The organism is Rathayibacter sp. AY1E8 (assembly GCF_002931415.1).
Lineage (GTDB): Bacteria > Actinomycetota > Actinomycetes > Actinomycetales > Microbacteriaceae > Rathayibacter.
In genome coordinates, this window is sequence record NZ_PSVI01000009.1 from 66,180 (window position 1) to 80,497 (window position 14,318).

Below are 14,318 nucleotides of genomic sequence, written 5' to 3' on the forward strand. Positions count from 1 at the left end.
CCGGATCGCCAAGACCGGGGAGCGACCGGGCGCGCCGGCGGCGGGCCCGGTCAGCGGGCGGCGAGGGCGTGCGCCTGCTCGAGCACGGCGACGACCTCGCGGGCCTCGCGGACGTCGACCGGCGAGGGAGCGCCGTCCTGGAGGAACCGCGCGACCTGCTCGAGGAACGCGGCGTATCGTCCCCGCTCACTCGGCACGGGGTGTGCGCCGGAGTCGTCGACGAGGACGCCCCATCCCTCCGGCGCGACCTCGCCGAAGCCGTCGTCGTCCGGTCGGGCGCCGCCGGTGCGGAGCGCGGTCTCCTGCGGATCGAGACCGTCGACGCTGAAGGCGGCGCGGGTGCCGAGCACGCGGAAGCGGGGGCCGGTCGCCCGGGCGACGCGGCTCATGGTGAGGTGGGAGCGGACGCCGCTGTGATGCAGGAGCGAGACGAACGCGTCGTCCTCGCTCGCCGAACCCTCGTGGACGGTTCGGGTCTCGGCCGCTGTGACGACCGCCGGGCCGAACAGCAGCAGCGCCTGGTCGACCAGGTGGCTGCCGAGATCGAAGAGGATCCCGCCACCCTCGGCCGGACCCGTCTCGCTCTGCCACCGGCCCGTCTTCGGCGCGCTCCAGCGCTCGAAGGTCGACTCGAAGCGGAGGACCTCGCCGAGGACCCCTTCGCCCAGGAGGCGGCGGAGGGTGAGCAGATCGGCGTCCCAGCGCCGGTTCTGGAAGACGAAGACGGGCGCACCGCTCCGCTCGGAGGCGGCGATGATCGCGTCCGCGTCGGCCGCGCTCGGTGCGAAGGGCTTGTCGATCACGACGGCGACTCCGGCCTCGAGCACTCGGACGGCCTGCTCCCGGTGCACCGACGGCGGCGAGGCGAGCACGACCAGCTCCGGCCGCTCGGCGAGCACCGCGTCGAGGTCGGGCACGATCCGGGCCTCGGGATGCGCGGCGGAGGCCGCGGCCCTCCGACCGGCGTCGCGGGTGGAGACGGCGACGACCTCGAAAGCGGGATCCGCCGCGAGGAACGGACCGTGGAAGACGCTGCCCGCGAGCCCGAAGCCGACGATTCCGGCCCGGATCACGAGGAGGCCCCCGGCACGTCGACCGCGCCGCCGAAGCGGCGGGAGCGGCCGGAGTAGTGCTCGATCGCGTCCCAGAGGTCGGTCCGCGTGAAGTCCGGCCAGAGCCGGTCGAGGAACACCATCTCGGCGTAGGCGCTCTGCCAGAGCAGGAAGTTGCTGGTGCGCTGCTCGCCGGAGGAGCGCACGAAGAGGTCGACGTCCGGCATCTCGGGCACGTAGAGCGCCTTGGCGATCGTCTTCTCGGAGATGCCGGAGGGCTTGAGCCGCCCCGCCTGGACCTCGGCGGCGAGCCGCTGCACCGCGTCGGCGATCTCGGTGCGCCCGCCGTAGTTGACGCACATGGTGAGCGTGAGCACGTCGTTGTCCGCGGTCATCCGCTCGGCGAACTGCAGCTCGTTGATCACCGACGCCCACAGGCGCGGCTTCCGGCCGGCCCAGCGGATGCGCACGCCCCACTCGTTGAGCTGATCGCGGCGGCGGTGCAGCACATCGCGGTTGAAGCCCATCAGGAAGCGCACCTCCTCGGGCGAGCGCTTCCAGTTCTCGGTCGAGAACGCGTAGACGCTGAGGTGCTTCACGCCGATCTGGATCGCTCCGGCCACGACGTCCAGCAGCGCCGTCTCGCCGCGCTTGTGCCCCTCGATCCGAGTCAGGCCGCGGGAGTTCGCCCAGCGGCCGTTCCCGTCCATCACGATGGCGACGTGCCCCGGAACGGCCTTCCGCGGGATCGCGGGCGGGTGGATCCCGGTCCAGTCGAGGGGGCGGTACGGCTCGGCGTCCTTGTGGGTGAAGGGCTTCATCGGGTGACGTGCTCCAGGGATCTCAGACCGCGTTCGAGGTGGAACTGCGTGTAGGCGGCGACCACTCCGCTCGCCCGCGACCGCGTGGTCGGCTCGGTGGTCTCGGCGTGGGCCCAGTCTCCCGTGAGCAGTGCGCCCAGCAGGACCACGACCTCCGGAGCGACCCGCGGTGCGCCGGGCGGCGTGCAGTCGGCGCAGACGACGCCTCCGAGCTGCACCACGATCGCGCCGCGGGGCCCGGGAGCGCCGCAGCGCGCGCAGTCCTCGAAGCTGGGCGCCCAGCCCGCGATCGAGAGCGCCCGCAGGAGGTAGGAGTCGAGCGTCAGCACCGGCTCGTGCTCGTGCTTCGAGAGCGAGCGCAGGGCCCCGACGAGCAGCAGGTACTGCTGCAGGGAGGCGTCCGCGTCGGTGAGGCGGTCCGCCGTCTCGACCATCGCGCTCGCCGCCGTGTAGCTGTCGTAGTCGGCGGCGATCAGCGCACCGTAGGCGCCGAGCGACTCGGCCTGCGTGACGATGTCGAGGCTCCGGCCCTCGTAGAGCTGGAGGTCGGCGACCATGAACGGCTCGAGCCGCGAGCCGAACTTGGAGCCGGTCTTGCGCACGCCCTTCGCCACCGCGCGGATCTTGCCGTGGCTGCGCGAGAGCAGCGTCACGATGCGGTCGGCCTCGCCCAGCTTGTGCGTGCGGAGCACCACGGCTTCGTCGCGATAGGTGGGCATCCTCCGATTATCCCCCCGACCCCCGACACCCGGCTGGCAGCCCGGCCGGGGCAGGGCCCGCGCCGTGGAACGATGTCCGGGTGGCAGCCTCCCTCTTCGAGATCCCGGCCTGGGCCGACCTGCTCGCGATAGCCATCGGCTGCCTCCAGGGCGCGATGTTCGCGGGAGAGTTCCGCGACCGCCGGATCGACCTGCTCGGCGTCACGATCATCGGCACGGCCACCGGCCTCGGCGGCGGCGTGCTCCGCGATCTGCTGCTCCAGACGCCCCTGGTGGCCCTGCACACCGACGCGTACCTGATCGTCGCGGTGACCGCCTCCCTGCTCGGGATGCTGCTCCAGCACCTGCTGAACCGGGTCGACGGGACGATCACCGCCCTCGACGCGCTGACCCTCGGGCTCTTCGGCGCGATCGGCACCACGAAGGCCCTGTCGCTCGGCGTGCCGGAGGTGCCGGCCGTGTTCGTCGGCACCGTCTCGGCCGTCGGCGGATCCGTCGTCCGCGACATCCTGCTGAACCGGCCGATCGCGCTGATGCACGTCGGCTCGCTCTACGCGGTCGCCGCCTCGGTGGGCACGGGCGTCCTGGTCCTCGCGCTGCGCTTCGGAGTGACGATCGACTTCGCCGCGCCGCTCGCGGTGGGCGTGACCACGGTCATCCGCCTGCTCGCGGTCCGCTACGGCTGGAGCCTGCCCGAGCAGCGCGCGCTCAGCGGGGTGCCGCGCCTGCGCTGGCGCCGCCGGACCTAGCGGCGGCCGACCCGGACGCAGGGAGCGGAGTCCCGCGCGGTCCGCGCACGGGAACGCCGGGGGAGCCGCGACGCATCACGGCTCCCCCGGCGGGGATCGGGCCCGATCAGGCGGAGGCGCCGGCCAGCTCGCGGACCGGGACCTCCTCGCGCAGGGCGCGGTTGACGGCAGAGACGATGGCCTTGAGGGAGGCGGTCGAGATGTCGGCGTCCACGCCCACGCCCCACAGGGTGCGGCCGTTCACCGTGCACTCGACGTACGAGGCGGCCAGCGCGTCGCCGCCGGCGCTGAGCGCGTGCTCGACGTAGTCGAGGACCCGGACCTCGACGCCCTGCTGCTCCAGCACGGCCTCGAAGGCGTTGATCGGGCCGTTGCCCCGCGAGCTGGCCGAGACACGCTCGTCGCCCACCCGGAGGACCGCGTCCAGCGCGATGCTGCCGCCCAGATCGCTCGACGTGTTCGTGCGCAGCAGCTCGAAGCGGCCCCACTTCTCGTCGGCGCGCTCGGCGGGCGCCGGCAGGTACTCGTCCTGGAACACCGTCCAGATCTGCTCGCTCGTGACCTCGCCGCCCTCGGCGTCGGTCTTGGCCTGCACGACGCCCGAGAACTCGATCTGCAGTCGGCGCGGCAGGTCGAGGGCGTGGTCCGTCTTCAGCAGGTACGCGACTCCGCCCTTGCCGGACTGCGAGTTGACGCGGATGACCGCCTCGTAGGAGCGGCCCAGGTCCTTCGGGTCCACCGGCAGGTAGGGCACGGCCCAGGTGAGCTCGTCGACGCTGCGGCCGGTCCGCTCGGCCTCGGCGTGCATCGCCTCGAAGCCCTTCTTGATGGCGTCCTGGTGCGAGCCGCTGAAGGCGGTGAAGACCAGGTCGCCCGCCCAGGGGCTGCGCTCGGGCACGGGCAGCTGGTTGCAGTACTCCGCGGTGCGCTTGATGCCGTCCATGTCGCTGAAGTCGATCTGCGGGTCGATCCCCTGGGTGAACAGGTTCACGCCCAGCGCGACCAGATCGACGTTGCCGGTGCGCTCGCCGTTGCCGAAGAGGCAGCCCTCGATCCGGTCGGCACCGGCCAGGTAGCCCAGCTCGGCCGCCGCCACGGCCGTGCCGCGGTCGTTGTGGGGGTGCAGCGACAGCACGATGTTCTCGCGCTGCGCGAGGTTGCGGCTCATCCACTCGATCGAGTCTGCGTAGACGTTCGGGGTGGCCATCTCGACGGTGGCGGGCAGGTTCAGGATGACCTTGCGCTCGGGAGTCGGCTCGAAGACCTCGACGACCCGGTCGCAGATCTCGCGGGCGAAGTCGAGCTCGGTGCCGGTGTAGCTCTCGGGCGAGTACTCGTAGTAGACGGCCGTGCCGGGGACGGTCGACTCCATCTCGCGGCACTTGCGGGCGCCGGCCAGCGCGATGTCGATGATGCCCTGGCGGTCCTTGCGGAACACGACCTCGCGCTGCAGCACGCTCGTGGAGTTGTAGAGGTGCACGATCGCCTGGCGCGCGCCGCGGATCGACTCGTAGGTGCGCTCGATCAGGTGGTCGCGGGCCTGGGTCAGCACCTGGATGGTGACGTCCTCGGGGATCGCGCCCTCCTCGATGAGGCTGCGCACGAAGTCGAAGTCGGTCTGGCTCGCGCTCGGGAACCCGACCTCGATCTCCTTGTAGCCCATCCGGACCAGCAGATCGAACATGATGCGCTTGCGCTCGGGGCTCATCGGGTCGATGAGCGCCTGGTTGCCGTCGCGGAGGTCCACGGCGCACCAGCGGGGCGCGGTCGTGATGCGCTTCGACGGCCAGGTGCGGTCGGGCAGGTCCACGGCGATCAGCTCGTGGAAGGGACGGTACTTGCCGATCGGCATGGGCGACGGCTTCTGGTTGTTCAGCATGAGGTGCTCTCCCGGCGCAGTGGTGCGCACGTGTCTGTTCTCGCTCGTGACCGATCCCGCTCGCGTGCGGCTCCGCTGGTGGGCGGTGCCGGTCGGGCGGTCTCGCGGGGATCCGGATGCGGATCGACCTCGCGGGCGAGGGATGGTTCAGCCGACGACGGACTCCGCGACGAGGATGGCCTGAGGATCAGATCTCGTCGCGGCGGAGAAGGAGGAGCTGTCCGAAGCGCACCCGGTCAGGGTAGCACCGCCCCCGCGGCGCGTCACCCCGGCGTCCCGCGCTAGGAGACCAGGCCGTTCTCGTAGGCGTAGACCACCAGCTGCACGCGGTCGCGCAGGCCGAGCTTGCCGAGGGTGCGGCTGATGTGCGTCTTCACCGTCGCCTCGCTCAGGAACTCGGCCCGCGCGATCTCGGTGTTGCTCATCCCCCGCGCGGCCAGGTGGAAGATCTCGCGCTCGCGGTCGGTGAGGGTCGCGAAGGCGGGCGGGGTCTCGCGTCCGCTGCCCGCCGCCCCGAAGTGCTCGAAGAGCTCGCGGGTCGCGGAGGCGGCGACCACGGCGGTCCCCGCGTGCACGGTGCGGACGGAGGCGAGGAGGAAGCCGGGCTCCGTGTCCTTCAGGAGGAAGCCGCTCGCGCCCGCCCGGATGGCGCGCGCGGCCGCCTCGTCGAGGTCGAAGGTCGTCAGCACGAGGATGCGCGGGGGCTGGACCCGCCGCTCCTGCGCGTCCGCGAGGATCCGCCGGGTCGACTCGATCCCGTCGACGCCCGGCATCCGGATGTCCATCAGCACGACGTCGGGGGCCAGCCGCGCGACCAGCTCCGCGCCCTCCGCCCCGTCCGAGGCCTCGCCGACCACCTCGAGGTCGGGCTGCGAGCCGAGCAGCATGCGGATGCCGGCGCGGAAGAGGGCCTGGTCGTCGACGAGGACGAGGCGGATGGTGTCGGTCATGCGGGGCTGCCTCCGGAGGCGAGGGGTAGGGCGGTGCGGGCGAGGGACGGGGAGGAGGGCAGGCGCGCGTCGACGACGAAGTCGTCCCCGACCGGGCCGGCGGCGAGCACTCCCCCGACGAGCGCGGCGCGCTCGCGCATGCCGACCAGTCCGTGGCCCTCGCCCGGCAGGGAGTCGCGCTCGACGTCGGCGCACCGGGCGTTGCGCACGGTCAGGGCGAGCTCGCCGCCGTCCTGGCGCAGGGCGATGTCGAGCGGCGAGCCCGGGCGGCCGTGGCGGAGAGCGTTCGTGGTCGCCTCCTGGGCGATGCGGTACAGGGCCAGACCGACGGCGCGCGGCACCGCCTCCAGGTCGACGGCGAGCTCGGCGCGGACGGGGGCTCCGGCTCCGCCCACGCTGTCGAGGAGGGCCGGCAGGTCGCGCGCGCCGGGCTGCGGGCCGTCGCTCTGCGAGTGCCGCAGCTGGGCGAGGAGCACGCGCACGTCGCCGAGGGCGTCCCGGGCGACGGAGGAGATGGTCAGCAGCGCGGCGTCGGTCTGCTCGGGGCTGGTGGCGCCGAGGTAGCGCGCGCCGTCCGCCTGCGCGATCACGACGGCGAGGGAGTGGGCGACGACGTCGTGCATGTCGCGGGCGATCCGGTTGCGCTCCTCCACGGTGTCGAGCTCGCGCTGCGCCCGGGCGCGCTCCTGCTCGGCCTGCGCGCGCAGGGTCTGGCCCTCACGCGCCCGGCGGACCGAGCGGGAGAGCAGTCCGATGGTCCAGGAGAGGCCGAGCGTCGCGAGGATCCCGCCGAAGGTGGCTCCGGCCGACAGGAGGCCGTCGTAGGCGCTCGCGACGAGGTCGAAGACGAGGACGAGGTAGACGACGGCGACCACGGCGCCGAGGACGGCCGACACCGCTCCCGCGATCCGCATCCGCCGCGACTCCGACGCGCCGGCGCCGAAGAGGACGGCCAGGATGGCCAGATCCGCGGGTCCGGGAGCGAGGCTCGCGCTCATCTGGAGGGCGGCACCGGCCCAGGCGATCGAGAGGGCGAGGACCGGGGACCGCCGGTGCAGCACCAGCGCGACCGCGAGCACGCCCGCGACCAGCAGCTGCATCGCGCCGTCCACCCCGGCGAACGGGAGGCCGGCGACGAGGAGGAGCACCAGCGCCTGACCACCGGCGACCCCCACCGCGAAGGGGTCCTGCGGACCGGCGACCCGGGTCAGCAGCGCGTCGATCCGATCGCCCGCGAGGACCGGCGCCCGCAGCGCGTTGAGGTACACGAGGACCTTCGCCGCACCGAGCACGGAGGCGACCGCGAGGGCGACCAGGGCGAGGACCACGAACTCCACGCGCGCCGGGAGCCCGGACGGATCGAGCGGGCCGGAGAGGCCGAGCGCGACGGTGACGCCGCCGATCCCGGCGAGGATCAGGCCGCCCGCGAGCGCCAGGGCACGGGTCCAGGGGCCCACCCGGCGGGTCGTCTGCCAGAGGACGACCAGGCCGACGAGCACCCCGTCGACGGGGACGCCGCCGAGCAGGACGCCTCCGTCGGCGAGCGCGCCGACCGCGACGAGCGAGGGGGCGAGCGCGGGCAGGAATCCCGCGACGGCGAGGGCCAGCGCGAGCACGAGGCCGCCGGCGATCCGCTCGGTCGGAGTGACCCCGATGAGCCCGAGCAGCAGATGGAGGGCGGCGAGCAGCGCCCCGGCGATCGGCAGGGCCGCCGGTCGGTCGAGGAGTGCGCGCATGAGGACCACGCTACGGGTCCCCGCGCCCGGGGGCGTCGTCCTGGAGGGTGACCGCCGTCGTCCCTCCGACGTCAGAAGCCCAGGCGCCCCAGCAGCTTCGGGTCGCGCTGCCACTCCTTGGCGACCTTCACCCGGATGGAGAGGAACACGCGGCGGCCCAGCAGGCGCTCGATCTGCTCGCGGGAGACGGCTCCCACCTCGCGCAGGCGCTGGCCGCCCTTGCCGATGATGATGCCCTTCTGGCTGTCGCGCTCCACGAAGACGTTGGCGTAGATGTCGATCAGCGAGCCGTCCTCGCGCTCGACCATGTCGTCGAGCGTCACGGCGAGGGAGTGCGGCAGCTCGTCCGAGACGCCCTCGAGGGCGGCCTCGCGGATGAACTCGGCGATCCGCGAGGACAGGTCCTCGTCGGTCACCGCCTCCTCCGGGTAGAGGGCGGGCGAGACCGGCATCAGGCGCAGGAGCTCGACGGCGAGGACGTCCAGCTGCTCCTCGGTCACGGCCGAGATCGGCACGATCGTGTCCCACTCGCGCAGCTCCGAGACGGCGAGCAGCTGCTTCGCCACGGACTTCTTCGAGGAGAGGTCCACCTTCGAGACGATCGCGACCTTCCGGGCGCGCGGGAAGGAGTCGAGCTGCTCGTTGATGAAGCGGTCTCCCGGGCCGATCGGCTCGTCCGCGGGGAACAGCATCCCGATCACGTCGACGTCGCCGAGGGTCGAGGTGACGAGCGAGTTCAACCGCTCGCCGAGGAGCGTGCGCGGCCGGTGGATGCCCGGGGTGTCGACGACGATCAGCTGGCCGTCGGTGCGGTGCACCACTCCGCGGATAGCGCGCCGCGTGGTCTGGGGCTTCGAGCTCGTGATGGCGATCTTCTCGCCGACGAGGGCGTTCGTGAGCGTCGACTTGCCCACGTTCGGGCGGCCGACGAAGGACACGAAGCCCGCCCGGTAGGGAGCGGCGGCGGGAGTGGTGTCGGTCATCGTGCGTCCTCGTGCTGATCGCCCGTGGCTCCGCGGGTGGGAGCCGTGCTCGGGCTGGGGGTGGTGGTGCCGCCGTCCGCGATGATCGCGACGGGGCCGGTGCCGGGCTCGCCGGCGGTGTCCAGATCGGGATCGCGGCGGACGATCACCGTGGAGATGGTCCCACGGCGCGGGTCCGCCTGCTCGGCCTCGAGCAGCACTCCGCCGATCCGCGCCGTCGCGCCGCGCTCGGGGAGGCGCCCGTAGGCCTTGGTCAGCAGTCCGCCGACCGAGTCGACGTCGTCGTCCTCGAGGTCGAGCTCGAACAGCTCGCCGAGCTCGTCCACCGGCAGGCGCGCCGAGACGCGGTAGACCCCGGGCGCCGTCTCCTCGAAGAGGTCGACCTCGCGGTCGTACTCGTCGGAGATGTCGCCGACGAGCTCCTCGATCAGGTCCTCCAGCGTCACCAGGCCCGCGATGCCGCCGTACTCGTCGACCACCATCGCGAGGTGGTTGGACTCGAGCTGCATCTGGCGGAGCAGCTCGTCGGCCTTCTTCGACTCGGGCACGAACAGCGCGGGGCGCGCGAGATCGGCGACCGTGTCGTCGTCGTCCGGCCGCTCGTAGGTGTGCCGGGCCACGTCGCGCAGGTAGAGCACGCCGAGGACGTCGTCGACGCCGTCGCCGATGACGGGGAGCCGGGAGATGCCGCGGCTCAGCAGGAGCCCCATGCCGGCGCCGACGGAGGAGGTCGCCTCGATCGTCACCATGTCGGTGCGGGGCACCATCACCTCGCGGACGAAGGTGTCGTTGAACTCGAAGATCGAGTGGATCAGCTCGCGGTCGTCCTGCTCGAGCACGTCCTGCTCGGTCGCCTCGTCGACCATGCTGAGCAGCTGCTCCTCGGAGGAGAACCCCGCCGAGCGCCCGGTCCCCGGCGTCACCCGGTTGCCGAGGGCCACGAGCCCGTGCGCGACCGGACCCAGCGCGAGCCGGAGCACGTGCACGAGCGAGGCGCTGGTGGACAGGACCGCGCGGGCGTTGGCGCGCCCGACGCTGCGGGGGCTGGAGCCGACCAGGACGAACGAGACCGCCGCCATGATCAGGACCGCCAGCAGGAGCGCGAGCCAGAGCTGCGGGACCTCGACGACCAGCACCGTGGTGACGAACACCGCGGCCGTCGTCTCGGCCGCGATCCGTGAGAAGTTGACGACGTTGACGTGGGCGCTCATGTCGCCCGCGATCGCGCGGAGAGCGCGGGCGCTGCGGGAGTGCTGGGCCATGTCGAGCAGGTCGCTGCGCGAGAGGACGCCGAGGGCGGCGTCGGTCGCGGCGAACCAGCCGCCGACGGCGACGAGCGCGAGGGCGGCGATGAGGAGCTGGAGAGTGGGCACGGCGCGCTCTAGCGGCGTCGCTCGCTGATGTGGAAGCCGACCAGGATGTCGCGCTGGATGCCGAACATCTCGCGCTCCTCCTCCGGCTCGGCGTGATCGAAGCCGAGCAGGTGCAGGAGCCCGTGGGCGGTCAGCAGCTGCAGCTCGTCGAGCACGGAGTGGCCGGCCGACTCGGCCTGGGACTGCGCGACCTGCGGGCAGAGCACGATGTCGCCGAGGAGCCCCGCGGGGGTCTGCTCGTCCTCGGTCCCGGGACGCAGCTCGTCCATCGGGAAGCTGAGCACGTCGGTCGGCCCCGGCTCGTCCATCCACTGCACGTGCAGCTGCTCCATCGCGCCCTCGTCGACCAGCACGATCGCGAGCTCGGCGTCGGGGTGCACGTGGAGCGAGTCGAGCGCGTAGCCGGCGAGGCGCAGCAGGGCGGCCTCGTCGACGGGGACGCTCGACTCGTTGTTGATCTCGATGCTCACGGGGGCGGGTCTTCCTTCGGTTCGGGAGGGGCGGGCGGGCTCAGCCGCGCGGAGGCTGGCGGTCGCCGGGCGGGCGGGCGGCCTGGCCGCGGCGCTCGGCGCGGTTCGCGAACTCCCGGGCCTGCTCGCGCTCGAAGTGCTGCGCCTGCTTCTGCTGGTCGTACTCGGTGTACGCGTCCACGATGCGGCCGACCAGGCTGTGGCGCACCACGTCCTCGCTGGTCAGGCGCGAGAAGTGGATGTCGTCGATGCCGTCGAGCACGCGCGTCACGAGGCGGAGTCCGCTCGCGCCGGTCGGCAGGTCGACCTGGGTGATGTCGCCGGTGACGACCATCTTGGAGCCGAAGCCGAGGCGGGTGAGGAACATCTTCATCTGCTCGGGCGTCGTGTTCTGCGCCTCGTCGAGCACGACGAACGAGTTGTTGAGCGTGCGCCCGCGCATGTAGGCGAGCGGTGCGACCTCGATCGTGCCGGCCGCGAGCAGCTTCGGGACGATCTCGGGGTCCATCATCTCGTTCAGCGCGTCGTAGAGCGGGCGCAGGTACGGGTCGATCTTGTCGGTGAGCGAGCCTGGCAGGTAGCCCAGCCGCTCCCCCGCCTCGACCGCCGGGCGGGTCAGGATGATCCGCTCGACCTCCTTGCGCTGCAGCGACTGCACGGCCTTCGCCATCGCCAGGTAGGTCTTGCCGGTTCCGGCCGGGCCGATGCCGAAGACGATGGTGTTCTGATCGACCGCGTCGACGTACTCGCGCTGCCCGAGCGTCTTGGGCCTCACGCTCCGTCCGCGTGCCGTGAGGATGGCCTGGCCGAACGCCTCGGCCGGGCTCACCGGCCCGCCGTTCTGCAGGATGCGGGCGGACTCGCGCACGCCCTCCGGGTCGAGATCGTGCCCGCTCGCGGTCATGCGCACCAGTTCTTCCACCAGGCGCGTCGCCGCGGCGACGGGCTCGCGCTCGCCGTCGAGCGTCACCTCGTTGCCGCGCACGTGCACCCGGACATCGGGGAATCGTCCTTCGACCGCTCGGATGAGGCGGTCCTGGGGTCCGAGGAGGCGCACCATCGCGACTCCGTCGACGGCGACGACGCGCCGCGTCGTCTCGGACGCGTCCGCGCAGGGGGCGGGACGCTCGTCGGGGCTCGCGCCCGTGTTCTCAACCGGTGGCAAGGGAGCCTTCCGTCTGGTGGCCGCCCAGGACGTGGGCGTGCACGTGGAACACGGTCTGGCCCGCCTCTTCGCCGGAGTTGAAGACGAGGCGGAACTGACCGTTGCTGTGGGCGTCGGCGAGCGACTGGGCGACCTGCACCATCTCGGCGAGCAGGGCGGGATCGGCGGCGGCGAGGGCGGCGACCGTGGCGTGCTCCTGGGTCTTCGGGAAGACGAGGAGGTGGACGGGCGCCTTCGGCTCGATGTCGGTGATCGCGAGGATGCGCTCGTTCTCGAACACCACATCGGCCGGGATCTCGCCCTGGACGATGCGCGTGAAGACGGTGGGTTCGCTCATAGAACCATCTTAAACGGGGCCCGTGCGCGACGGGCGCCGCGTTCGCCCACGGCACTCTGCTCCGGAGCCCCGAGTCGGCTGTGGAGGAGCGTCACCAGCGGCCCAGGCGGGCCGAGAGGACGGCGATGGCAGCGGGACCTGCGGTCGAGGTGCGTAGGACGGAGTCGCCGAGCGCGACGGCCTCGGCGCCCGCCTCCGCGAGCAGCCGCAGCTCCTCCGGAGCGATGCCGCCCTCGGGCCCGACGACGAGCACCAGGTCGCGTCCGTCCGGGACCACCTGGGAGAGCCGCGCCTGCGCCGAGGGCTCGAGGACCAGCACGCGGGACGTCGCGGCGCGCGCGACGAGACCGCGCACCTGCTCGAGCAGCGCGACCTCGGGCACCCGGGGGCGCAGCGACTGCTTGCTCGCCTCGCGCACGATGGCGCGCCAGCGCTCGCGCCCCTTCTCCTCCTTCGGGCCCGACCACCGCGAGATCGACCGCGCGGCCTGCCACGGGACGACCTCGTCCACCCCGAGCTCGGTCGCCGCCTGCACGGCGAGCTCGTCGCGGTCGCCCTTCGCGAGGGCCTGGACGAGGACAAGGCGCGGGGACGGAACCGGGGACTCCTGCACCGACTCCACGACGAGCACCACTCGCGCCGGCTCCGCGCTCTCGACGACCGTGGTCGCGACGAGTCCGCGCCCGTCGCCGACCCGGACGCTCTCGCCCGCGCGGATCCGGCTGACGGTCGCGGCGTGCCGTGCCTCCGCGCCGGTGAGCGCGAGCCGGCCCCCGACGACGAAGCCCTCGGAGTTCAGCGACTCGTCGATGTAGTGGTGCGCCACGGGCTCAGCCCAGGAAGCGGTCGCGGAGCTTCGAGAAGAGGCCCTGCTGGAAGTGGGTCAGCGCGGGCTTCTGCGGCTTGTAGTGCTTCGCGAGCTCCTGGACCAGCTCCCGCTCGCGGTGGCCCAGCTTCGTCGGGGTGACGACCTGGATGCCGATGCGGAGGTCGCCGCGTCCGCTGCCGCGCAGGCGCGTGACTCCGCGTCCCTTGATCGTGACGATCTCGGTGCTCTGCGTGCCCGGCTTGATCTCGATCTCGATGTCGCCGTCGAGCGCCTTGAGCGACGCCGTGGAGCCGAGGATCGCGTCCGTCATCTGCACCTCGAGGGTGCAGAGAAGGTCGTCGCCGTTGCGGCTGAAGACGTCGTGGTGCTTGACCTTGATCTCGAGGTACAGGTCGCCGTTGGGGCCGCCGGCCGGGCCGACCTCGCCGCTGCCGGGCATCTGCAGGCGCAGGCCCGTGTCGACTCCCGCGGGGACGTCGACGGGGATGGTGCGGCGGGCGCGGACGCGTCCCTGGCCCTGGCAGGTGGAGCAGGGGGTCGCGATGACGGTGCCGTAGCCGCGGCAGGTGCCGCAGGGGCTCGCCGTCATCACGTTGCCCAGGAGCGAGCGGACCGTGCGCTGGATCTGGCCGGAGCCGTGGCAGATGTCGCAGGTCACCGGCGAGGTGCCGGGCTGGCAGCACGAGCCCTGGCACGTCTCGCAGAGCACCGCCGTGTCGACCTCGAGGTCGCGGTGGGTGCCGAAGATGACCTCGTCGAGCGAGACCTCCACGCGCAGCAGGGCGTCCTGGCCGCGCTCGCGGCGGGAGCGCGGCCCGCGGGACGAGCCCTGCGCGCCCTGCCCGAAGAAGGTCTCGAAGATGTCGCCGAACCCGCCGAAGCCCTGGCCGCCGCCGCCGAAGCCCTCCTGGGGCCCGCGGTCGTACTGCGCCCGCTGCTGGGCGTCGCTCAGGACGTCGTAGGCGTGCGTGACGAGCTTGAAGCGCTCGGAGGCGTCCGCGCTCGGGTTGACGTCGGGGTGCAGCTCGCGGGCGAGTCGGCGGTACGCCTTCTTGATCTCGTCGGCGGAGGCGTCGCGGTCGACGCCCAGCACTTCGTAGTGATCGGCCACAGGTGGCTTCGTCCTTCGTTCGTGGGTCGGTGGGCCGGGCACGGCGCACCGGGGGGATCCGGCGGGAGCCGGTGGGCTCGAAGTCGATCGTGGAGCGCCACGCGTTCGGCGTGTCGGCCGCCACCATCCGCAACGAGATGGCCC

The 14,318-nt window shown here is 72.7% G+C and carries 14 protein-coding genes; 1 reads left to right on the forward strand and 13 read right to left on the reverse strand.

Going from position 1 to position 14,318, the window contains the following annotated elements:
* Positions 1-50: 50 nt before the first annotated feature.
* The 3 genes from C5C74_RS04275 to recO are packed head-to-tail and all read right to left on the reverse strand — an operon-like array spanning position 51 to position 2,592.
* Positions 51-1,073: a Gfo/Idh/MocA family oxidoreductase gene (locus tag C5C74_RS04275; protein WP_104351035.1), complete on the reverse strand. Its 1,023-nt coding sequence runs from the start codon at positions 1,071-1,073 to the stop codon at positions 51-53.
* Entirely contained in the window at positions 1,070-1,873 is an 804-nt protein-coding gene (locus tag C5C74_RS04280) for an isoprenyl transferase (RefSeq protein ID WP_104234456.1), read from the reverse strand. The genes C5C74_RS04275 and C5C74_RS04280 overlap by 4 nt, the downstream gene beginning before the upstream one ends.
* On the reverse strand, positions 1,870-2,592 hold the full coding sequence (recO, locus tag C5C74_RS04285) for a DNA repair protein RecO (RefSeq protein WP_104351036.1): 723 nt from the start codon (positions 2,590-2,592) through the stop codon (positions 1,870-1,872). Before recO ends, C5C74_RS04280 begins: the two co-directional genes overlap by 4 nt.
* An 80-nt stretch (positions 2,593-2,672) precedes the next feature.
* On the opposite strand from recO, the gene C5C74_RS04290 reads away from it, so the two are divergent.
* A complete protein-coding gene (locus tag C5C74_RS04290) occupies positions 2,673-3,341 on the forward strand; it encodes a trimeric intracellular cation channel family protein (RefSeq protein WP_104223430.1) in 669 nt (222 codons plus the stop codon).
* 106 nt (positions 3,342-3,447) lie between these two features.
* Here the strand turns inward: C5C74_RS04290 and leuA are convergent, their stop codons facing one another.
* The 10 genes from leuA to dnaJ all read right to left on the reverse strand — a co-directional run bounded on the left by leuA (position 3,448) and on the right by dnaJ (position 14,174).
* Positions 3,448-5,220 (reverse strand): 2-isopropylmalate synthase, encoded by a 1,773-nt coding sequence (gene leuA, locus C5C74_RS04295; RefSeq protein WP_104351037.1) that lies wholly within the window; start codon positions 5,218-5,220, stop codon positions 3,448-3,450.
* Positions 5,221-5,501: 281 nt separating this feature from the next.
* Complete coding sequence (locus C5C74_RS04300; RefSeq protein WP_104226697.1) at positions 5,502-6,170, reverse strand: response regulator transcription factor; 669 nt, start codon at positions 6,168-6,170, stop codon at positions 5,502-5,504.
* A complete protein-coding gene (locus tag C5C74_RS04305; protein WP_146083007.1) occupies positions 6,167-7,906 on the reverse strand; it encodes a sensor histidine kinase in 1,740 nt (579 codons plus the stop codon). Before C5C74_RS04305 ends, C5C74_RS04300 begins: the two co-directional genes overlap by 4 nt.
* Positions 7,907-7,977: 71 nt before the next feature.
* Positions 7,978-8,889, reverse strand: a complete 912-nt coding sequence (gene era / locus C5C74_RS04310; RefSeq protein WP_104223426.1) for a GTPase Era — start codon at positions 8,887-8,889, stop codon at positions 7,978-7,980.
* On the reverse strand, positions 8,886-10,262 hold the full coding sequence (locus C5C74_RS04315; RefSeq protein WP_104223425.1) for a hemolysin family protein: 1,377 nt from the start codon (positions 10,260-10,262) through the stop codon (positions 8,886-8,888). The genes era and C5C74_RS04315 overlap by 4 nt, the downstream gene beginning before the upstream one ends.
* 8 nt (positions 10,263-10,270) lie before the next feature.
* The gene (gene ybeY, locus C5C74_RS04320) at positions 10,271-10,732 is read right to left on the reverse strand and encodes an rRNA maturation RNase YbeY (RefSeq protein WP_104223424.1); all 462 of its coding nucleotides are present in this window, start codon (positions 10,730-10,732) and stop codon (positions 10,271-10,273) included.
* 40 nt (positions 10,733-10,772) lie between these two features.
* The gene (locus tag C5C74_RS04325) at positions 10,773-11,897 is read right to left on the reverse strand and encodes a PhoH family protein (protein WP_374953492.1); all 1,125 of its coding nucleotides are present in this window, start codon (positions 11,895-11,897) and stop codon (positions 10,773-10,775) included.
* Positions 11,884-12,234, reverse strand: coding sequence for an HIT domain-containing protein (locus tag C5C74_RS04330; protein WP_104225201.1), 351 nt, complete (start codon positions 12,232-12,234; stop codon positions 11,884-11,886). Before C5C74_RS04330 ends, C5C74_RS04325 begins: the two co-directional genes overlap by 14 nt.
* A 91-nt stretch (positions 12,235-12,325) precedes the next feature.
* Positions 12,326-13,060: a 16S rRNA (uracil(1498)-N(3))-methyltransferase gene (locus C5C74_RS04335; protein ID WP_104351039.1), complete on the reverse strand. Its 735-nt coding sequence runs from the start codon at positions 13,058-13,060 to the stop codon at positions 12,326-12,328.
* Positions 13,061-13,064: 4 nt separating this feature from the next.
* Positions 13,065-14,174 carry a molecular chaperone DnaJ gene (gene dnaJ / locus C5C74_RS04340; protein WP_104225203.1) on the reverse strand — a complete coding sequence of 370 codons (1,110 nt, stop codon included), beginning with the start codon at positions 14,172-14,174 and terminating at the stop codon, positions 13,065-13,067.
* Positions 14,175-14,318 lie beyond the last annotated feature (144 nt).